This window comes from Pseudomonas sp. FP818 (assembly GCF_030687335.1).
In the GTDB taxonomy this organism is placed as follows: domain Bacteria; phylum Pseudomonadota; class Gammaproteobacteria; order Pseudomonadales; family Pseudomonadaceae; genus Aquipseudomonas; species Aquipseudomonas shahriarae.
The window spans coordinates 1716781-1734760 of the sequence record NZ_CP117427.1; the positions used below are offsets into that span (position 1 = coordinate 1716781).

At 58.9% G+C, this 17980-nt stretch carries 17 protein-coding genes and 2 pseudogenes; 14 read left to right on the top strand and 5 right to left on the bottom strand.

Annotation, left to right across the window (positions count from 1 at the left end; translation table 11 throughout):
* Window positions 1-64: 64 nt before the first annotated feature.
* From lpdA to PSH80_RS07805, 6 genes are all read left to right on the top strand, one after another.
* On the top strand, window positions 65-1501 hold the full coding sequence (lpdA, locus tag PSH80_RS07780) for a dihydrolipoyl dehydrogenase (protein WP_057958985.1): 1437 nt from the start codon (window positions 65-67) through the stop codon (window positions 1499-1501).
* Window positions 1502-1703: 202 nt separating this feature from the next.
* Window positions 1704-2870: an ADP-forming succinate--CoA ligase subunit beta gene (gene sucC / locus PSH80_RS07785; protein ID WP_003233235.1), complete on the top strand. Its 1167-nt coding sequence runs from the start codon at window positions 1704-1706 to the stop codon at window positions 2868-2870.
* A complete protein-coding gene (sucD, locus tag PSH80_RS07790) occupies window positions 2870-3751 on the top strand; it encodes a succinate--CoA ligase subunit alpha (protein WP_057438865.1) in 882 nt (293 codons plus the stop codon). The genes sucC and sucD overlap by 1 nt, the downstream gene beginning before the upstream one ends.
* A 402-nt stretch (window positions 3752-4153) precedes the next feature.
* Window positions 4154-5467 carry a branched-chain amino acid transport system II carrier protein gene (gene brnQ, locus PSH80_RS07795; protein WP_057444573.1) on the top strand — a complete coding sequence of 438 codons (1314 nt, stop codon included), beginning with the start codon at window positions 4154-4156 and terminating at the stop codon, window positions 5465-5467.
* Between the two features lie 200 nt (window positions 5468-5667).
* Window positions 5668-6408: a DUF599 domain-containing protein gene (locus tag PSH80_RS07800; protein ID WP_128593449.1), complete on the top strand. Its 741-nt coding sequence runs from the start codon at window positions 5668-5670 to the stop codon at window positions 6406-6408.
* Window positions 6405-6806: an MAPEG family protein gene (locus tag PSH80_RS07805; RefSeq protein WP_057438866.1), complete on the top strand. Its 402-nt coding sequence runs from the start codon at window positions 6405-6407 to the stop codon at window positions 6804-6806. The genes PSH80_RS07800 and PSH80_RS07805 overlap by 4 nt, the downstream gene beginning before the upstream one ends.
* Window positions 6807-6879: 73 nt before the next feature.
* On the opposite strand, the gene PSH80_RS07810 is transcribed toward PSH80_RS07805, so the two are convergent.
* Window positions 6880-7131, bottom strand: coding sequence for a hypothetical protein (locus PSH80_RS07810; RefSeq protein ID WP_029292691.1), 252 nt, complete (start codon window positions 7129-7131; stop codon window positions 6880-6882).
* Between the two features lie 158 nt (window positions 7132-7289).
* On the opposite strand from PSH80_RS07810, the gene PSH80_RS07815 reads away from it, so the two are divergent.
* From PSH80_RS07815 to PSH80_RS07830, 4 genes are all read left to right on the top strand, one after another.
* Window positions 7290-7766 carry a PaaI family thioesterase gene (locus tag PSH80_RS07815; protein ID WP_057438867.1) on the top strand — a complete coding sequence of 159 codons (477 nt, stop codon included), beginning with the start codon at window positions 7290-7292 and terminating at the stop codon, window positions 7764-7766.
* Window positions 7763-8227, top strand: a complete 465-nt coding sequence (locus PSH80_RS07820; protein ID WP_057958987.1) for a PaaI family thioesterase — start codon at window positions 7763-7765, stop codon at window positions 8225-8227. Before PSH80_RS07815 ends, PSH80_RS07820 begins: the two co-directional genes overlap by 4 nt.
* Before the next feature lie 89 nt (window positions 8228-8316).
* Window positions 8317-10221 carry a molecular chaperone HtpG gene (htpG, locus tag PSH80_RS07825; RefSeq protein ID WP_057438909.1) on the top strand — a complete coding sequence of 635 codons (1905 nt, stop codon included), beginning with the start codon at window positions 8317-8319 and terminating at the stop codon, window positions 10219-10221.
* A gap of 67 nt (window positions 10222-10288) precedes the next feature.
* On the top strand, window positions 10289-11017 hold the full coding sequence (locus tag PSH80_RS07830) for a dienelactone hydrolase family protein (protein WP_305419741.1): 729 nt from the start codon (window positions 10289-10291) through the stop codon (window positions 11015-11017).
* 89 nt (window positions 11018-11106) lie between these two features.
* Here the strand turns inward: PSH80_RS07830 and PSH80_RS07835 are convergent, their stop codons facing one another.
* Together PSH80_RS07835 and PSH80_RS07840 are read right to left on the bottom strand one after the other, a co-directional pair.
* Window positions 11107-11973 (bottom strand): pirin family protein, encoded by an 867-nt coding sequence (locus tag PSH80_RS07835; RefSeq protein ID WP_169960935.1) that lies wholly within the window; start codon window positions 11971-11973, stop codon window positions 11107-11109.
* Between the two features lie 64 nt (window positions 11974-12037).
* Entirely contained in the window at window positions 12038-12454 is a 417-nt protein-coding gene (locus tag PSH80_RS07840; RefSeq protein ID WP_057958990.1) for an OsmC family protein, read from the bottom strand.
* A gap of 139 nt (window positions 12455-12593) precedes the next feature.
* On the opposite strand from PSH80_RS07840, the gene PSH80_RS07845 reads away from it, so the two are divergent.
* The 4 genes and pseudogenes from PSH80_RS07845 to PSH80_RS27315 form a co-directional block, all read left to right on the top strand.
* Window positions 12594-13598: an amidohydrolase family protein gene (locus PSH80_RS07845; protein ID WP_057958991.1), complete on the top strand. Its 1005-nt coding sequence runs from the start codon at window positions 12594-12596 to the stop codon at window positions 13596-13598.
* 67 nt (window positions 13599-13665) lie between these two features.
* The gene (locus PSH80_RS07850; RefSeq protein ID WP_305419745.1) at window positions 13666-14130 is read left to right on the top strand and encodes a DUF3859 domain-containing protein; all 465 of its coding nucleotides are present in this window, start codon (window positions 13666-13668) and stop codon (window positions 14128-14130) included.
* Between the two features lie 202 nt (window positions 14131-14332).
* Window positions 14333-14992, top strand: a pseudogene (locus tag PSH80_RS27310) (MCP four helix bundle domain-containing protein); the annotation flags it as partial.
* A gap of 306 nt (window positions 14993-15298) precedes the next feature.
* Window positions 15299-15895 (top strand): annotated as a pseudogene (locus PSH80_RS27315) (methyl-accepting chemotaxis protein); the annotation flags it as partial.
* A gap of 169 nt (window positions 15896-16064) precedes the next feature.
* Here PSH80_RS27315 and fabB read toward each other — a convergent pair.
* Window positions 16065-17285: a beta-ketoacyl-ACP synthase I gene (fabB, locus tag PSH80_RS07860; RefSeq protein WP_057438874.1), complete on the bottom strand. Its 1221-nt coding sequence runs from the start codon at window positions 17283-17285 to the stop codon at window positions 16065-16067.
* Window positions 17286-17296: 11 nt separating this feature from the next.
* Complete coding sequence (fabA, locus tag PSH80_RS07865) at window positions 17297-17812, bottom strand: 3-hydroxyacyl-[acyl-carrier-protein] dehydratase FabA (protein ID WP_057958993.1); 516 nt, start codon at window positions 17810-17812, stop codon at window positions 17297-17299.
* Window positions 17813-17980: the final 168 nt, after the last annotated feature.

Consider the following 17980-nt stretch of genomic DNA (forward strand, 5'->3'; position numbering starts at 1 on the left):
AATGAGCAGCTTGGCTCGCAACTTGAGGCTTGAAGCTTGTCGCTAAAATAGAGGATCTATTTTCATGTCTCAGAAATTTGACGTTGTAGTGATTGGTGCGGGCCCTGGCGGCTACGTGGCCGCCATCAAGGCCGCTCAACTGGGCCTCTCGACTGCCTGCATCGAAAAATACACCGACAAGGAAGGCAAACTGGCCCTGGGCGGTACTTGCCTGAACGTCGGTTGCATTCCTTCCAAGGCGCTGCTGGACAGCTCCTGGAAATTCCACGAAGCCCAGGACGGTTTTGCCATCCACGGCATCAACCACGCTGGCGTGACCATGGACGTGCCAGCAATGGTCGGCCGCAAGGCCAACATCGTCAAAGGCCTGACCTCTGGCGTTGCTACCCTGTTCAAGGCCAATGGCGTCACTTCCCTGCAAGGTCACGGCAAACTGCTGGCCGGCAAGAAAGTTGAAATCACCAAGCCAGACGGTTCGACTGAAATCATCGAAGCCGAAAACGTGATCCTGGCTCCAGGTTCGCGTCCAATCGACATTCCGCCTGCTCCTGTTGATCAGAACGTGATCGTCGATTCGACCGGCGCCCTGGAATTCCAAGCGGTACCAAAACGCCTGGGCGTGATCGGCGCTGGCGTGATCGGCCTGGAACTGGGTTCGGTCTGGTCCCGTCTGGGTTCGCAAGTGACCGTGCTGGAAGCCCTGGACACGTTCCTGCTGGCTGCCGACACCGCAGTGTCCAAAGAAGCGCTGAAAACCCTGACCAAACAAGGTCTGGACATCAAGCTGGGCGCTCGCGTGACCGGTTCGAAAGTCAACGGCGAAGAAGTTGTCGTAACCTACACCGACAAGGATGGCGAACAGACCATCACTTTCGACAAGCTGATCGTTGCCGTTGGTCGCCGTCCAGTGACCACTGATCTGCTGGCAGCTGACAGCGGCGTGACCATCGACGAGCGTGGCTTTGTCCATGTTGACGATCACTGCGCTACCACCGTACCTGGCGTCTACGCCATCGGCGACGTGGTTCGCGGCATGATGCTCGCGCACAAGGCTTCCGAAGAAGGCATCATGGTGGTTGAGCGCATCAAGGGTCACAAGACCCAGATGAACTACGACCTGATCCCTTCGGTCATCTACACCCACCCGGAAATTGCATGGGTTGGTAAGAACGAACAGCAGTTGAAAGCTGAAGGCGTTGAAGTTAACGTCGGCACCTTCCCGTTTGCCGCTTCTGGCCGTGCCATGGCAGCGAACGACACTGGCGGCTTTGTCAAAGTCATCGCTGATGCCAAGACTGACCGCGTACTGGGTGTCCACGTGATTGGCCCAGGCGCCGCAGAGCTGGTTCAGCAGGGCGCTATCGGTATGGAATTCGGCACCAGCGCCGAAGACATCGGCATGATGGTTTTCTCCCATCCGACCCTGTCTGAAGCGCTGCACGAAGCCGCGTTGGCAGTGAATGGCCATGCCATCCACATTGCCAACAAGAAGAAGCGCTAAGCAAGATAATAAGAAACCACGGCGGTTGCCCGTCGTGAGCCTTGCGCGCAAGACTCACCGCGGAATATCCGCTGGACGCAGTCTTGCGCAGCTTTGCCGGCCTTAGGGCGGTGGAGCTGGGCAAGCAGCAGTCACAGGTGGCGCGGCACTCATAATGAGCGCAGCGCCGAATGCGCAGTACCTAACGAAGACGGTAAAAAGCATGAATCTTCACGAGTATCAGGGTAAGCAGCTGTTCGCTGAGTACGGCCTGCCAGTTTCCAAGGGCTACGCAGTAGACACCCCGGAAGCAGCAGCAGAAGCTTGCGACAAAATCGGCGGTACTGAATGGGTTGTCAAAGCCCAGGTCCACGCTGGTGGTCGCGGTAAAGCGGGCGGCGTTAAGCTGGTTCGCAGCAAAGAAGACGCCAAGGCCTTCGCACAGCAGTGGCTGGGCAAGCGTCTGGTGACTTACCAGACTGACGCCAATGGCCAGCCAGTCACCAAGATCCTGGTTGAATCGTGCACTGATATCGCTAAAGAGCTGTACCTGGGCGCTGTCGTTGACCGTTCGAGCCGTCGCATCGTGTTCATGGCTTCCACCGAAGGTGGCGTGGACATTGAGAAGATCGCTCACGAAACCCCAGAAAAAATTCTGAAAGCCACTATCGACCCACTGGTTGGCGCTCAGCCATTCCAGGGTCGCGAGCTGGCTTTCCAGCTGGGTCTGGAAGGAAAGCAAGTTGCCCAGTTCGCCAAGATCTTCGTAGGTCTGGCCAAACTGTTCCAGGATCACGATCTGGCCCTGCTGGAAGTGAACCCGCTGGTGATCAAGGCTGACGGCGATCTGCATTGCCTCGACGCCAAGATCAACATCGACGCCAACGCCATGTACCGTCAGCCTAAGCTGAAGACTTTCCATGATCCGTCGCAAGACGATCCGCGCGAAGCGCACGCTGCCAAGTTCGAACTGAACTACGTAGCCCTGGAAGGTAACATCGGTTGCATGGTCAACGGTGCTGGCCTGGCCATGGGTACCATGGACATCGTCAACCTGCATGGCGGCAAACCAGCCAACTTCCTCGACGTAGGCGGCGGTGCTACCAAAGAACGCGTTACCGAAGCATTCAAGATCATCCTGTCCGACTCCAACGTCGCTGCAGTACTGGTCAACATCTTCGGCGGCATCGTTCGTTGCGACATGATTGCCGAAGGCATCATCGGTGCAGTGAAAGAAGTCGGCGTGAAAATCCCGGTTGTTGTACGCCTTGAAGGTAACAACGCTGAACTGGGCGCTAAAGTACTGGCAGAAAGCGGTTTGAACATCATCGCTGCAACCAGCCTGACCGACGCTGCTCAACAAGTTGTCAAAGCTGCGGAGGGCAAATAATGAGCGTCCTGATCAATAAAGACACCAAAGTTATCTGCCAGGGTATTACCGGTTCGCAAGGTAGCTTCCACACCCAGCAAGCCCTCGAATACGGCACCAAGATGGTTGGTGGCGTAACTCCGGGCAAAGGCGGCACCGAGCACCTGGGCCTGCCAGTGTTCAACACCGTGAAAGAAGCTGTAGCTCAAACTGGCGCCACCGCCAGCGTGATCTACGTTCCAGCTCCTTTCTGCAAAGACTCCATCCTGGAAGCGGCATTCGGCGGCATCAAGCTGATCGTTTGCATCACCGAAGGCATTCCTACCCTGGACATGCTGGACGCTAAAGTTAAGTGCGACGAGCTGGGTGTTACCCTGATCGGCCCTAACTGCCCAGGCGTGATCACTCCAGGCGAATGCAAGATCGGCATCATGCCAGGTCACATTCACTTGCCAGGCAAAGTCGGTATCGTTTCCCGTTCCGGCACCCTGACCTACGAAGCTGTGAAGCAGACCACTGACGCCGGTTTCGGTCAGTCGACTTGCGTCGGCATCGGCGGTGACCCGATCCCAGGCTCGAACTTCATCGACATCCTGAAACTGTTCCAGGAAGACCCGAAGACCGAAGCGATCGTGATGATCGGTGAGATCGGCGGTTCGGCTGAAGAAGAAGCGGCTGCCTACATCAAGGCACACGTGACCAAGCCAGTTGTTTCCTACATCGCTGGTGTGACTGCCCCTGCGGGCAAGCGCATGGGCCATGCTGGCGCAATCATCTCTGGCGGCAAGGGTACTGCAGACGAGAAGTTTGCTGCCCTGGAAGACGCAGGCGTGAAAACCGTGCGTTCGCTGGCAGACATCGGCAAGGCTTTGTCCGAGCTGACTGGCTGGGCGATCAAGTAAGCCTCGCGCTTAACTGACGCTTCACCACACAAAGGCCACCTTCGGGTGGCCTTTGTGCATTCTGCCATCCACTGTGGGAGCTGGCGTGCCTGCGATTGCATCACCTTGGCTTGCCTGTATCACCGCGCCGCTTGCATCGCAGGCAAGCCAGCTCCCACAGTGGACAGCATTGCCAAATTAAGTATGAAAACGCGACATCAAAGTGTCGCTTATCGGACAGCTCGCCCCGCAACAGTGCGTTTGTCAGACAAATTCGGTACTCTTGCCGCCTCTTTATGCGCCTGCATCCCAAAAGGAAGCCGCGTGCTAGACCGGTCGGTCCCCATAAGGGCCGGCAGTATTTCCCTCATCCATAGGGAATCCCCCTCTAAATTCCGATTCAGTAGTGTGGTATTTCCTCAAATGAAAGTGTTGAAAGGCCAGGATATCCTGGCGTTGGGCTTTATGACTTTTGCCCTGTTCGTGGGCGCCGGCAACATCATCTTCCCGCCTATCGTTGGTTTGCAGTCCGGGCCGCATGTCTGGATGGCGGCGCTGGGTTTCCTGATCACCGCAGTCGGTCTGCCGGTGGTTACGGTCATCGCCCTGGCCAAGGTCGGCGGTGGCATGGACGCGTTGAGCAGCCCTATCGGCAAGGTCGCCGGTGGCATCCTGGCTGCCGCGTGCTACCTGGCAGTCGGGCCATTGTTCGCCACCCCGCGTACCGCGACGGTGTCGTTTGAAGTCGGCCTGGCGCCATTGACCGGCGAAAGCCCGCTGGCACTGTTCCTCTACAGCTCGGTGTACTTCCTGCTGGTGTTCTTCATCTCCCTGTACCCAGGGCGCCTGTTGGATACCGTCGGCCGTTTTCTCGCGCCGCTGAAAATCATTGCGCTGGCGGTCCTGGGTATCGCGGCCTTTGCTCTGCCTGCGGGTGATATCGGCGTTGCTACGCCTGAGTACGTCGCCGCACCGTTCTCCCAGGGCTTTATCAATGGTTACCTGACCATGGATACCCTGGGCGCGCTGGTGTTTGGCATCGTGATCGTCAACGCTATCCGCTCCCGTGGTGTCGAGTCGCCGCAGTTGATCACCCGCTACGCGATCATTGCCGGGCTGATTGCCGGCCTGGGCCTGGCGCTGGTGTACATCAGCCTGTTCCGCCTCGGTTCGGGCAGCCACGAAGTGGCCGCCGGTGCAGCCAACGGCGCAGCCGTGTTGCACGCCTATGTTCAACACACCTTTGGCTCCCTGGGCAGCGGTTTCCTCGCGGTACTGATCTCCCTGGCGTGCCTGGTCACCGCCGTGGGCCTGACCTGTGCCTGCGCCGAGTACTTCAGCCGGGTATTGCCACTGTCCTACAAGACTCTGGTGGTGATCCTTGCTGCGTTTTCGCTGCTGGTGTCTAACCTGGGCCTGACCAAGCTGATCGCGTTCTCGATCCCGGTACTGACCGCCATCTACCCGCCGTGCATCGTGCTGGTGGCGCTGAGCTTCTGCAAAGACTTCTGGCATGAGCATGGCCGCATCCTGGGTCCGGTGATGTTGGTGTCGTTTATCTTTGGCACCATCGACGCCCTTAAGGGTGCGGGGCTGGCGGGTTGGATGCCTGCGCAAATGGCTAACCTGCCATTGAGCGAGCAAGGCCTGGCCTGGCTGGTGCCTTGTGTGATTACCCTGGTGGCTGCATTCGGGGTTGACCGTATGCTCGGCAAGCGCAGCGAAGCCATCGCCTAAAGCGCTCGTCACACGCTGACATCGAAATGCCCCGTATCAAACGATCCGGGGCATTTTTTATGGGCGGTGGGCAGTGTCTTTTTTTGTGGGCTAACGTCGAAAGGGTGATGAATTTTCCAGATCAGGAGCACGGTCAGTGTGGGGGCCGGCCTGCTCCCATACTGACCGAGTTAGCCAGCCCTATTGTTTAGAGGACCCGCATGTCATTTGTCGAAGCCAACCTGATTCACTTGTTTGCTGCACTGTGGTTCGTCATCTGCTGGGGCGGCTACACCCGCTACGCCAGCTGGAAAGCCCGGGACACGGCCTGCCTGGCCAGTGTGCTGCACCTGTATCGCGAAGACTGGATGCGCCGCATGCTCCTGCGCGACAACCGCATCGCCGATGCCAGCGTGATCGGCAACCTGGAACGCAATGCCTCGTTCTTCGCCTCCAGCACCCTGATCATCCTCGCCGGTATCCTTACCGTGCTGGGGGCTTCGGAGCGGGCGGTCTCGCTGCTGGCGGACATTCCCATGGTGCAGCAGGCGTCCCAGGGTATGTCGGAGATCAAGCTGCTGTGCCTGGCCCTGGTGTTTGTCTATGCGTTCTTTACTTTTAGTTGGTGCATGCGCCAGTACAACTTCGCGGCGATCCTGATTGGCTCGGCGCCGATGGTCGGTGAACGCCACGTCTCCGAGCAGGAGCGCAAGGCGTTCGCCTCACGGGCTGCGCGGGTGATTTCGATGGCAGCCAACCAGTTCAACTTCGGCCTGCGTTCCTATTACTTCGGCATGACCATGCTTGCCTGGTTTGTCAGCCCCTGGCTGTTCATGCTGATGAGCAGCGGGGTGGTGCTGGTGTTGTATCGCCGGGAATTTCATTCCGACGTTCTGGAGGTCATGGTCTATACCCCTACAGAGGCACCGATGCCTGAAGCGACCAAGGAGGCAACATCGTGAGTATTCCGTTCTGGTGTGTATTTATCAGTGCACTGCTGATTTTCGTGGCGCGTATGCCCGTGGGTAAGGCCATGAAAGAGCAGGGCGGGTATGACAACCACCTTCCCCGCAGCCAGCAAGCGCAATTGACCGGCTTCGGCGCACGGGCAGTGGCCGCTCATCAAAACAGTTTTGAAGCGTTTATCTTGTTTGCAGTGGGTGTATTGATGGCCCATACCACTCAGACCCAGGGCTACCTGATTGATTGGCTGGCGATCATCTTTGTGATTGCGCGGGTAGTCTATCTTGCGTGCTACTGGGCCGACTTGGCATGGCAGCGCAGCCTGGTGTGGGTGGTGGGGTTACTGTGTTCACTGTTGTTGATGCTTAGTCCGACATTTCGCACTTTGCTGATTTGATAAAAGCTCCGCACAAAGTAAAGCCCGCTATTAAGCGGGCTTTCTTTTGCAACGTGGTATTTAAACCGCGGTATCAGGAACCGGTTGCAGGTGTAGCTGGAGCAGCTTCTTTAGCGGCGGCGGCGTCAGATTCAGCTTGGGCTTTGGCGGCTTCGGCGTTTTCTTTTGCAGCGTCGTTCACTTTATCCTGAGCTTCGCTCATTTTTTCTTGAGCTTGTTCAGCATGCTGGTTGGCATCCTGAGCTTTGTCCTCGGATTTTTTATCGCAGGCAGCGAGGCCAAGGGCGGCAGCCAACATCAAGGAAACAGCGAAAGTCTTGCGCATGGGGTGTTTCTCCTTATTGAAGATATCTACTGGCCTTTCGAGCATGGGGTGCACGCATTAGTTCCTTTAATCCCACAGATATATAGGCTGTTTCGCTCAGGAACTTTCTTCCGGGGTATTTGTTTCGCCGGATCACTACTAATAAGAGTCTTTATCCAATGACCGATAGCCCCCTTTTAGAGCGTGCCGCACGTTTTGTTTCGGCCCTGCGTCACTGTCAGGTCCTGGGCATCCAAGTACATGATGCGAGCCCCCAGGGCATGACTTTGCTCTTGCCCTATAGCGCGCAGATTGTAGGTGACCCGCAAACCGGGATTATCCATGGCGGCGCCCTGACCTCCCTGATGGACACGGCCTGTGGCATGGCCACTCTGTGTGTGCTCCCGGAGTTTGAGGTCTGCCCGACCCTGGATTTGCGCATTGATTACATGCACCCGGCCGAGCCGCACAAGGCGGTGTTCGGTTTTGCCCAATGCTATCGGGTGACCACCGATGTGATTTTCACCCGTGGCTTCGCTTATCAGGATGACCCCCAGCAGCCGATTGCCCATGTGGTGGGCACGTTCATGCGCATGGGCAAACGCCTGAAGGGCACCAAAGGACTGGGCAGCAGCATCAAGGGAGAACAGGCATGACCCATCAATTCAAGACCCGCATGCAACAGGCCCATCACCGGGGCGACTATAAGGCGCTGCTCGAACTGATCCCCTACGCCAGGCTGATCGGTGTTGAATGCACGCGCCTGGGGGATGAGTTGCTGTTTCGCATGCCGGCCAACAAGGACAATATTGGTAACCCGATATTGCCGGCCATCCATGGCGGTGTGATCGCAGGCTTTATGGAGCTGTCGGCGGCCTTTCATTTATGGGTGGCCACGGGCACCCCAGGGGTTGAAAAAGGCTTGCCCAAGATCGTCGATTTTTCCCTGGATTACCTGCGGGCCGGGCAGTTTCGCGACACCTTTGCCACCTGCCAGGTTTGGCGCCAGGGACGGCGGGTGGCCAATGTGGCAATCACTGCCTGGCAAAGCACCCCGGCCGAACCTATCGCGACCGCTCGCGCGCATTTCAAGATTCAGGAGCAGGCCCGCCCTTGAAATCCTGGTCTTAGCCCCCAACTTTGATGACAACCCGCCGCTAACCCTTTCGGGTGCGGCCACTGCCATCCAATTGGAGTTTGATGACCATGAGTGTGGAAACTCAAAAGGAAACCCTGGGCTTCCAGACCGAGGTGAAGCAGCTGCTGCACCTCATGATCCATTCGCTGTATTCCAACAAGGAAATCTTCCTTCGCGAATTGATCTCGAACGCCTCTGACGCTGTCGACAAATTACGTTTCGAAGCCCTGTCCAAGCCTGAGTTGCTGGAAGGTGGCGCGGAACTGAAAATCCGTGTGAGCTTCGACAAGGACGCCAAGACCGTCACCCTCGAAGACAACGGCATCGGCATGAGCCGTGAAGATGCGATTACCCATTTGGGCACTATCGCCAAATCCGGCACCGCCGATTTCATGAAGAACCTGTCGGGCGACCAGAAGAAAGATTCGCACCTGATCGGCCAGTTCGGCGTGGGCTTCTACTCGGCCTTTATCGTCGCCGACAAAGTTGAAGTGTTCAGCCGCCGCGCCGGCCTCGACGCCAGCGAAGGCGTGCACTGGGCCTCCAAGGGCGAGGGCGAATTCGAAATCGCCACCGTCGACAAGGCCGACCGCGGTACCCGCATCGTGCTGCACCTCAAGTCCGGTGAAGACGAATTCGCCGATGGCTGGCGCCTGCGCAATATCATCAAGAAGTACTCCGACCATATCGCGCTGCCGATCGAACTGCCGAAAGAACAAGCGGCGGCCGAAGGCGAGGAGGCTCCAGCCCAGGAATGGGAAGTGGTCAACCGCGCCAGCGCCCTGTGGACCCGTCCGCGTACCGAGGTCAAGGACGAGGAATACCAGGAGTTCTACAAGCACATCGCCCACGACTACGAGAACCCACTGAGCTGGAGCCACAACAAGGTCGAAGGCAAGCTGGAATACAGCTCGCTGCTCTACGTCCCGGCCCGTGCTCCGTTCGACCTGTACCAGCGTGAAGCGCCCAAAGGCCTGAAGCTCTACGTGCAGCGCGTGTTCGTGATGGATCAGGCGGAATCCTTCCTGCCGCTGTACCTGCGCTTTATCAAGGGCGTGGTCGACTCCAACGACCTGTCGCTGAACGTGTCGCGGGAAATCCTGCAGAAAGACCCGATCATCGATTCCATGAAGTCGGCGCTGACCAAGCGTGTACTCGACATGCTGGAAAAACTGGCGAAGAACGAGCCTGAGCAGTACAAGGGCTTCTGGAAAAACTTCGGCCAGGTCATGAAAGAAGGCCCGGCTGAAGATTTCGCCAACAAGGAAAAAATCGCCGGCCTGCTGCGTTTTGCCTCGACTCAAGGCGAAGACGGCGAGCAGGTGGTGTCTCTGGCCGAGTACCTGGCTCGCGCCAAGGAAGGTCAGGACAAGATTTATTACCTGACCGGCGAAACCTACGCCCAGGTCAAGAACAGCCCGCACCTGGAAGTCTTCCGCAAGAAAGGCATCGAAGTGCTGCTGCTCACCGACCGTATCGACGAGTGGCTGATGAGCTACCTCAGCGACTTCGACGGCAAGAGCTTTGTCGACGTGGCCCGTGGTGACCTGGACCTGGGTAACCTGGATTCGGAAGAGGACAAAAAAGCCGCTGAAGAAGTGGCCAAGTCCAAAGAAGGCCTGGTTGAACGCATCAAGACCGCCCTGGGCGATGCTGTCAGCGAAGTGCGGGTTTCCCACCGTCTGACCGACTCCCCGGCGATCCTGGCCATTGGCGAGCAGGACCTGGGCATGCAAATGCGCCAGATCCTTGAAGCCAGCGGGCAGAAGGTGCCGGATTCCAAGCCGATCTTCGAATTCAACCCGGCTCACCCGCTGATCGAGAAACTCGACGGCGAGCAGAGTGAAGAGCGCTTTGGCGACCTGTCGCACATCCTCTTCGACCAGGCGGCCCTGGCCGCAGGGGACAGCTTGAAAGACCCGGCCGCCTACGTGCGCCGACTGAACAAGCTGTTGGTTGAACTGTCGGTTTAACAACGCTGCAAGAAAACCCCGCTTCGGCGGGGTTTTTCGTTTTCATGGATATCAACCGGAGAAAATGATGAGCCAAGTCACCGTGCGTTCCGTGGTCTATCAGATTGATGGCCAGTCTTATGAAAGCCGCCTGGCCTTCGATGCCAGCCACCAGGGCCCGCTGCCGGGCCTGTTGATGGCGCCGAACTGGATGGGGGGCAGCGCAGGCGCCGAAGAGATCGCCAAGGCCGTGGCCGGCAAGGGCTATGTGGTGTTGATCGCCGATCTATACGGGCAACAGGTGCGCCCGTCGAACGGTGATGAAGCCGGCGCGGCAATGATGCCGTTGAAGAATGACCGTGGGCTGCTCAACAAGCGCATGCAGGCGGCCCTTGAACAACTGCAAGGCCAGGCCGAAGCGGCTGTCGATACCTCGAAGCTGGCGACCTTTGGCTTCTGCTTTGGCGGTTGCTGCTCTCTGGAGCTGGCGCGTACCGGCGCGCCGCTGAAGGCGGCGGTGTCGTTCCATGGCACCCTCGACACGCCCAACCCGGCAGACGCGAAGAACATCAAGGGTTCGGTGCTGGTGCTGCATGGCGCTTCTGACCCGTTGGTGCCCAAAGAGCAGTTGCCTGCCTTTGAAGACGAGATGAACGCGGCCGGGGTGGATTGGCAATTGCTGAGCTACGGTGGCGCGGTGCATTCGTTCACTGACCCGCAGGCGAATGTGCCGGGCAAGATGATGTACGACGCCAAGACCGCTGGGCGAGCGTTCCAGGCGATGCATAATTTGTTGGATGAAGTGTTCAAGGGCTGAATATTTAGCGCCTGAGTTGGCCCCATCGCGGGCAAGCCCGCACATGTTGGAGGGCATTCCAAGTGTGAGGGCGGGCTTGCCCGCGATAGCTATCTCAGAGGCAGCTCAATTCTCCCTGCCTCGCCCGGCACTGTCGGCCAATCCCCGGCCGCCCAGCGCTGGCGAGCCTGTTCGATCAATGCCGGGTCACTGGCGACAAAATTCCAGTTGATCCGCCGTGGCCCATCCAGTGGCGCACCGCCGAAGACCACCAGATGGCAGTCGGTCTCGGCAAACAGCGCCATGCTCTGGCCCGCCGGCAGCACCACCAGGCTATGGGGTTCCACGGGTTCGCCCTCGAGCTGCGCATCACCTTCCAGCACATACACTGCCCGCTCCACATGCTCATCCGGAATCAGCAGGGTGGTGGCGGTTTGCATATGGACCTCGGCATACAGCGTCGGTGACAGCACTGGCACCGGTGATTCCAGGCAAAAGCCACTGCCGGCGATCATGCGGATCACCACCCCGAGGTTGTCACTGACCGGCAAACTGGCGGCAGGGTGATGGCTGTAATGCCCCGGCCCTTGCTCGTGTGCCTTGGGCGAGGCCAGCCACACCTGCAGGCCATGTAGATCGAACCCCTTGGCCTTGAGCGCGTCGGGCGTGCGTTCGACGTGGGCAATGGCGCTGCCGGCGGTCATCCAGCTGACGTCACCGGCCTGTACCACTTGATCGGAGCCGAGGCTGTCCTTGTGCAGGAGTTCGCCTTCAAACAGGTAGGTGAGGGTGGACAAGCCAATATGCGGATGCTGGCGGATATTCATGCCGTTGCCAGGGGCATAGCGGGTCTGGAGCATATGGTCGAAAAACACGAAGGGCCCGACGCTACGGCATTCCCGCGAGGGCAGCGGGCGCAGGATGGGCTGGCCTTCGACATCTTCGGCGCGCGGGCGGATCACAGTCACGGTGGTCATGGAGCATCCCTGTCTGAGCGGGTTTGTAGGGCTTGAGCATAACCCGCCAGGCAGGGAATCGGTGTTACTGGCTGAACGCACCTTCGGCGAGTTTGGTCTCGATGCTGATCTCGGCGGTGGTCATCAGTTTATGCACCGGGCATTTGTCGGCCACGCGATGCAGCTCAGTGCGTTGCTCATCGGTGAGCACACCCTTGAGGGTCAGCTTGACGTTGAGCTTGTACTTGCCCTTTTGCTCCTCGGTGCTGTCGTGGGTGACTTCCGCGGTCACGCCGGTCAGGGGGATGTCCTTTTTCTGCGCATACAGTTTGACGGTCAGGGCCTTGCATGAGGCCAGCGCGGCGTCGAAGTAATCGTGGGGCGAGGGCGCCGAGTCGTCGCCACCCAGGCTCTTGGGCAGGTCGGTAAACAGCTCATGGTTATTGATGTTGACGCTATGGCGAAAGTTCTCGGTGTTCAGCGTATTAACGATAACAGGCATGGTAAACCTCACAGGGTGGCAGGATGAAGATCATGCAGTTATAGAGCATGCTGGCACCTGAGTGTTCCGTGTTTTTATCGGCTGAACCCCGGCAGGCCGCCGCTGGTCTACCTGACTAATCCCTTATTGAGGTTGTATCGTGCCCTGGACCCGCCTGAGTCTTGCCCTGTTGCTCGCCGCCAGCAGCCTTACCGTACACGCCCGCGACTATGCCTACAGCGACGCGCACCTGCATTACGTCGACTTCTTCCAGGAGACGGCCGGCATGGACAAGCTGCTCAAGGCCATGGCCGATAATCGCATCGAGCATGTGATGATTTCCGGCGTCCCGGTTGCGAAGAAGTGGCACGAAGACGAACCCAAGCGCCCACGCTATTACGCCGGAGATGACGCGGGTGCCTACTGGTATAGCGCCACCGATGTAATCGTCGCGGCAGCCGTCAGCGAGCTGGCCCCCGAACAGCGCCAGCATTTCCACCCGTTCCTCAGCGGCTTCAACCCCAACGACAAGAACTCCGAGGCCCATATCCAGCGCATGCTCGACCTGTATCCGGGCCTGTGGCAGGGCATTGGCGAAGTCTTCACCCGCCATGATGACCTGACTGCGCTGACCTCCGGTGACACACCTCGGGCCAATAACGAGGCCATGACGCGGATCTATCACCTGGCCGCCGAAAATGACCTGCCGGTGCTGGTGCACTCCAACATCACCTCCAAGCGGGAGCGCAACCCCTTGTACCTGGCGGAGATCGAAGAGCCACTGCGTAATCATCCGCATACCCGGTTTATCTGGGCCCATGCCGGCACCAGCATGGAGATCCACCGGCACCAGACGCAGTTGGACTTCCTGTTGCCGACCTTGAGCCGCATGCTGGAGGCCTATCCCAACCTGTACATCGACCTGTCCTGGAGTGTGCTCACCCCGTATTTACTGGACGAGGCGGGAAAGCCCCGTCCGCAATGGCTGGCGCTGGTAGAGCGCTTCCCGGAGCGCTTTATGCTGGGGTCTGATGTAGTAGGGCGGTTCAACAAGTTGGGTAAGGAGATGCGCAGCTTTAATCCCTTCCTCGATGCCTTGCCTGAAGACGTTGCGCGAAAAGTCGCACGGGACAATTTCCTGGCGATTTTGCCCAAGGCGCGTTGATCGGGTTTGTCATCGTCCCGTCATACCGGTGTCATAAGCTCCCGCCATCTCACTCAAGGAGCCCACTATGCACCTCACCCGTTTAAGCGCCCTGGCGGCATTGATGATGATCAGCGGCCTGGCCAGTGCCGAAGTCCGTATCGAAGGCCCGGTGGAATTCGGCGTATTCGAAGGCCCGAAAGCCGAGCTGCAATCGGGCGAGCGCGTGTTGCGCCGTAGCAACGAGCAGATCCAGGCCACCACCGTAGTGCCGGCCAAGCTGGGGACCAAGTTTGGCCTGCGTTACCAGTTGTTCGGCAAGGTGGCCGAAGACACGCCGCTGACTTTGCTCTACTTCACTCCAGGCATCCGCACGGCCGATGGCCAGCGGCATGACAAGTTCGAAGTGACCCAGAAACTGGTGCCCGGTGCGCCTCAGGACGTGATGGCCTACGAGTTCACCGAAAGCCACGAAGTGGTGCCGGGCGAGTGGCGGTTCATGGTGTTCCAGGGTGATCGCCTGCTGACCCAGAAGAGCTTTACCGTGCGCTGAATCGCTACACTAATAGACTCAGTAGATAAAGGCGTTTTGATATCGCGTTTTCGTCTTACGCAAAAAGCCGAAGACGCCGATACCTTTCAAGAGCAACTCGCTGCAGGTGGATGCAGCGCTCTTGAAAGGAATCAGCGCAATGAGTATCAGAAGTCTCAATATCGCTCCGCGTGCAGGCCTGGGTTTTGGATTGGTGGCGTTGATGGTATTTGTGCTGGGCGGGTTCGCCTTGCTGCAAATGGCCAATATGCGCGAGCAGTCCGACCAGGTGGAAACCAACTGGCTGCCCAGTGTGATGGCGGCCGGTGAAATGAGTCAGGATCTGCTGCGCATACGCGCTTTGACCCTGCGCCTGCTGGTCAATCGCGACCCTCAGGCGGTGGCGCAGAATGAGCAAAAAATCCTCGAAATCAAAAAGCAGTTGCACACCGCGCAGTTGCTGTATGAAGCGTTGATTGTGCTGCCCGAAGACCAGGTACTGTTCGACCGCTTCAAGGTTGAGCAGCAACAGTACCTGCAACGCCAGGAGCAGGTCATGGCGTTGTCCCGGCAGAACCAGTTGGAAGATGCGATCGAGGTGGTCAATGGCGAGATGAATCATCTGGCCGATACCATGGCCGGTACCCTGGGCGAATTGGTCACTCTCAACAAGGTCAGCGCCAATCAGGCGGCGGCACTGGCCCAGCAAGTGTTCAGTCAATCCCGGATAGGGGTGATCGGCATGATTGCCCTGACTGCGCTGATTACCATCGGCCTGGCCGTGTTGTTGACCCGCAGCATCGTGTCGCCACTGGCGCAGTCGCTGAGGGTCGCCCAAGGGGTGGCCAGCGGCGACTTGACCGGCGAGATCACCGTCAGCGGCAAGGACGAGCCAGCGCGCCTGCAGCAGGCGCTCAAGGGCATGCAGGAAAACCTGCGCGAGACCATCCAGCGTATTTCCCAGTCCTCCAGCCAACTGGCTTCCGCTTCCGAGGAGCTCAGTTCGGTCACCGAAGACGCCACCCGTGGCCTGCACCAGCAAAGCCAGGAAATCGAACAGGCCGCCACGGCGGTCAACCAGATGACGGCGGCGGTGGAGGAGGTGGCCAGTAACGCGGTAGCTACCTCACAGGCCTCGCGCGAATCCGATCGCATTGCCCAGCACGGGCGCGAACAGGTACACCAGACGGTGCTGTCGATCGAGTCACTGGCCGACGATGTGACCGCCAATGCCACCCAGGTCGAGGATTTGGCGCAGAAGGTGTACGGCATCAGCAAGGTATTGGATGTGATCCGCTCCATTGCCGAGCAGACCAATCTGCTGGCGTTGAATGCGGCGATCGAGGCGGCGCGGGCCGGCGAGGCCGGGCGTGGTTTTGCGGTGGTCGCCGATGAAGTGCGGGCCTTGGCCCATCGCACCCAGCAATCGACCCAGGAAATCGAACAGATGATCGGCGGGATTCAGCAGGGCACCGATCAGGCGGTCAGTTCCATGCAACAAAGTAATGGCCGGGCGCGTGCGACCCTGGAGATTGCCAAGTCAGCGGGCACGGCGTTGGAGGAGATTGCCTCGGCGTTTACCCTGATCAACGAGCGCAACCTGGTGATTGCCAGCGCCTCGGAGCAGCAGGCAGCGGTGGCGCGGGAGGTGGATCGTAACCTGATGAATATCCGCGACCTGTCGATGCAGACGTCGGCAGGGGCGAATCAAACCAGTTCGGCGAGCCAGGAGTTATCGCGCTTGGCGGTGGATCTGAACACCATGGTGGCGAGGTTTTCGGTGTAGGGCTGAAGACCGCCATCGCAGGCAAGCCCACACTCGACCGAGTTGGAATGCGATCAATGTGGGAGCTGGCCTGCCTGCGATGAAGCCGACGCGGTCTAAAGTTAACCCCACCCCATAAAAAACGCCCCGAACCAGTCGGGGCGTTTTCATAAGCACAACCTGCGGGGTATTACTTACCCTGCCAGCGCTTGAGCACCAGGGTGGCATTGGTGCCACCGAAGCCGAAGCTGTTGCTCATGACCGTGTTGATGGTGGCATCTTCACGGGTCTTGGTCAGGATTGGCATATCGGCAACGGCTGGGTCCAGCTCGTCGATGTTGGCGGAGCCGGCCATGAAGTTGCCTTCCATCATCAGCAGGCAGTAGATCGCTTCGTGAACGCCTGCGGCGCCCAGGGAGTGACCCGACAGGCTCTTGGTGGAGCTGATGGCCGGAGCCTTGTCGCCGAATACCGCACGCACGCCTTCCATTTCCTTGGCATCGCCCACCGGAGTGGAGGTGCCATGGGTGTTCAGGTAGTCGATTGGGGTATCAACGGTGGCCATGGCCATCTGCATGCAGCGGATGGCACCTTCGCCGCTTGGCGCGACCATGTCGTAGCCGTCGGAAGTCGCGCCGTAGCCGACGATTTCCGCGTAGATTTTCGCGCCACGGGCCAGAGCGTGTTCCAGCTCCTCGACCACCACCATGCCGCCACCGCCGGCGATGACGAAACCGTCACGCTTGGCGTCGTAGGCACGGGAGGCTTTTTCCGGGGTTTCGTTGTACTGGGTGGACAATGCGCCCATGGCGTCGAACAGGAACGATTGGCTCCAGTGCTCTTCTTCACCGCCACCAGCGAACACGATGTCCTGCTTGCCCAACTGGATCTGCTCGACCGCAGTGCCAATGCAGTGAGCACTGGTGGCGCAGGCGGAGGAGATCGAGTAGTTCACGCCCTTGATCTGGAAGGGCGTGGCCAGGCACGCGGAAACGGTGCTGCCCATGGTCCGCGTGACGCGGTACGGGCCAACGCGCTTGACGCCTTTCTCGCGCAGGATGTCCAGCGCTTCCATCTGGTTCAAGGTCGACGCGCCGCCGGAGCCGGCGATCAGGCCGGTGCGGACGTTGGACACCTGGTCGTCGCTCAGGCCGGAGTCGGCAATCGCGTCTTTCATGGCCAGGTAGGCATAAGCTGCGGCATGGCCAACGAAGCGATAGATCTTGCGATCAATCAGTTCTTCGAGGGGAAGGTCGATGGAGCCGGAAACCTGGCTACGCAGACCCATTTCGGCATATTCCGGGTTGAAGCGGATGCCAGGGCGACTTGCACGCAGGTTAGCGGAGACGGTCTCTTTGTCATTGCCCAGGCACGAAACGATGCCCAGACCAGTGATAACGACGCGGCGCATGCGGATAACCCTTAAAAGTTGTCAGTGGAAGTGAACACGCCGACGCGAAGGCCTTCGGCGGTATAGATCTCGCGACCGTCGACGCTCACCGAACCATCGGCGATGGCCAGGTTCAGCTTGCCCTTGAGGACGCGCTTGATTTGAATGTTATAGGTGACTTTCTTGGCGGTCGGCAGGACCTGGCCAAAGAACTTCACTTCGCCCGAACCCAGGGCACGACCGCGACCTGGCAGGCCTTGCCAGCCGAGGAAAAAGCCGACCAGCTGCCACATGGCATCAAGGCCCAGGCAGCCCGGCATCACCGGATCGCCTTCGAAATGGCAGGCGAAGAACCACAGGTCCGGGGTGATATCCAGCTCGGCGACCAATTCACCTTTGCCGTACTTGCCACCCTCTTCGCTGATAAGGGTGATGCGATCCACCATCAGCATGTTGGGGGCGGGCAGTTGCGCGTTACCTGGGCCGAACAGCTCACCGCGACTGCAGCGCAGCAGGTCTTCCCGGGTAAAGGCGTTTTGTTTGGTCATGCGAGCTCCTCAATAATCCCATGCGGCAGGGCCGGGTAAATCTTCCCGACCGACTGAAGCGTGCTTGCCTCACGTCGGCAGCCTACAGGTAGACTATTGCGTTGTAGTGAAAGTCACAGCATCAAGGACATGAATGTACACTTGTGCACTGAAATTTTAAACCGGACT